This window comes from Burkholderia sp. HMSC10F09 (assembly GCF_001806955.1).
In the GTDB taxonomy this organism is placed as follows: domain Bacteria; phylum Pseudomonadota; class Gammaproteobacteria; order Burkholderiales; family Burkholderiaceae; genus Burkholderia; species Burkholderia multivorans.
Genome location: NZ_KV786800.1, coordinates 6346 through 8829, shown reverse-complemented (window position 1 = coordinate 8829; position 2484 = coordinate 6346). Strand labels below are relative to the sequence as shown.

2 protein-coding genes are annotated in these 2484 nt (G+C 66.9%); both read left to right on the top strand.

Annotation, left to right across the window (positions count from 1 at the left end; genetic code table 11):
• The coding region (locus tag HMPREF3115_RS19665; protein WP_070555676.1) for a PhoH family protein at nucleotides 1–1527 on the top strand (1527 nt) is incomplete at its 5' end.
• Between the two features lie 239 nt (nucleotides 1528–1766).
• Nucleotides 1767–2484: C40 family peptidase (locus HMPREF3115_RS32610; protein WP_256276288.1), on the top strand; the 718-nt coding region annotated here is incomplete at its 3' end.

The window sequence follows — 2484 nt, the reverse complement described above, 5'->3', positions numbered from 1 at the left end:
CCGGCCGCCGCGGAACCGGCGGCACCGGTCGTCGCACGCGACGAGCGGCCCGCCGCCGCCAAACCTGCTGCCGCACCGGCGCGCGACACGGGCGCGACGACCAAGGCGCGCGGGCGCAAGACCGCCGAAGCCGAACTGCAGAAGCTGTTCGTCCTCGACACGAACGTGCTGATGCACGATCCGAGCAGCCTGTTCCGGTTCGAGGAACACGACGTCTATCTGCCGATGATGACGCTCGAGGAACTCGACAACCACAAGAAAGGGATGTCCGAAGTCGCGCGCAACGCGCGTCAGGTGAGCCGCACGCTCGATGCGCTCGTCGCCGACGCCGGGCCGATCTCGGCCGGCATTCCGCTGTCGCGCCTCGGCAATCGCGATGCGCTCGGCCGCCTGTACTTCCAGACCAAGCTCGCCGACATCGCGCCCGTCGAAGGGCTGCCCGAAGGCAAGGCCGACAACCAGATCCTCGGCGTCGTGCGCGCGCTGCAGCGCGATCGGCCCGATCGTCAGGTCGTGCTGGTGTCGAAAGACATCAACATGCGGATCAAGGCGCATGCGCTCGGCCTGCCCGCGGAAGACTACTTCAACGACCAGGTGCTCGAGGACAAGGATCTCCTCTACACCGGCGTACGCGAACTGCCGCAGGACTTCTGGACCCGCCATGCGAAAGGCATGGAGAGCTGGCAGGACACGAAGACGGGCACCACGTACTACCGCGTGACGGGCCCGCTCGTCGCGTCGATGCTCGTCAACGAGTTCGTCTATCTCGAGCCGCAGAACGGCGAGCCGACGTTCCATGCGATCGTGCGCGAGCTGAACGGCAAGACGGCGCTGCTGCAGACGCTGCGCGACTACAGCCACCACAAGAACAACGTGTGGGGCATCACGGCGCGCAACCGCGAGCAGAACTTCGCGCTGAACCTGCTGATGAACCCCGACATCGACTTCGTCACGCTGCTCGGCCAGGCCGGCACCGGCAAGACGCTCGTCGCGCTCGCGGCCGGCCTCGCGCAGGTGCTCGACGACAAGCGCTACAACGAGATCATCGTCACGCGCGCGACCGTGCCGGTCGGCGAGGACATCGGCTTTCTGCCGGGCACCGAGGAAGAGAAGATGCAGCCGTGGATGGGCGCCTTCGACGACAACCTCGAAGTGCTGCAGAAGACCGACGACGCAGCCGGCGAATGGGGTCGCGCCGCGACGCAGGAGCTGATCCGCTCGCGCCTGAAGGTCAAGAGCATGAACTTCATGCGCGGCCGCACGTTCGTCGACAAGTATCTGATCATCGACGAAGCGCAGAACCTGACACCGAAACAGATGAAGACGCTCGTCACGCGCGCGGGCCCCGGCACGAAGATCGTGTGCCTCGGCAACATCGCGCAGATCGACACGCCTTATCTGACCGAAGGCAGCTCGGGCCTCACCTACGTCGTCGATCGCTTCAAGGGCTGGGGCCACAGCGGCCACGTGACGCTCGCGCGCGGCGAACGCTCACGCCTCGCCGACTACGCGTCCGACATCCTCTGACGCACGGCGCCGGCCGCTCGGCCGGTTTCCGACGCCTGACGGCGCTCCGCTTCCGGAGCGCCGTTTTGTTTCGAGGGTCGGATTCGTCGATAACGCGCCGTTACGAAAACGACGACGATTTACGTGCGAAACTTCAAGTAAATTCTCAGGAATGGTTGCGCAAGCCCCGTCGGAGCGTCTACCATCGGGCCTATCCGTTGTCATACGAATCAGGGCGCGCCGCGCCCGTTGCGTCTTTCATGCTTCGAATCTGGGTTCCCGTCGCCGTCGTTTCGCTGCTTGCGGCCTGCTCCGGCGTGCCGCCGCAGACGGCATCGCGCTCGTCCGGCATGACGATCAAGACGCCGCGCGCGTTCCCGCCGCCCGCCAACTTCCCGAAATTCGTCGATCACAGCGTCGGCCAGGAAGAAATTTCGATCCAGGCGATGAGCCTCGTCGGCGTGCCGTATCGCTGGGGCGGCAACACGCCCGCGAGCGGCTTCGACTGCAGCGGGCTCGTGCGCTACGTGATGGACCGCGCGGCCGACGTGAACCTGCCGCGCACGACGGCCGACATGAGCAGCCGCGGCGTGTCGATCGAACCCGACCAGATCGCGCCCGGCGACCTGATCTTCTTCAACACGACCGGCCGCCCGCATTCGCATGTCGGCATCTATGTCGGCAAGCTGCGCTTCGTGAATGCGCCGTCGACGGGCGGCACCGTGCGGCTCGATTACCTGACCAATCCGTATTGGGCGAAGCGCTTCGACGGCATTCGCCGCGTCGCGCCCCCGCGCGCGAAGCCGACGCCGTTCGATGCGCCGACGTACGAAGCGCGGCGCGACGAGTCGCGCACGCCGGCGGCCGCTGTATCGGCGCCGACGCCGGCCGCTCCCGCACCCGTCGTGACGGCCGCGGCATCGCAGCCGCCGGCTTATGCGGCGACGCAAGCACCACGCGTATCGGCGGCACCGCCCG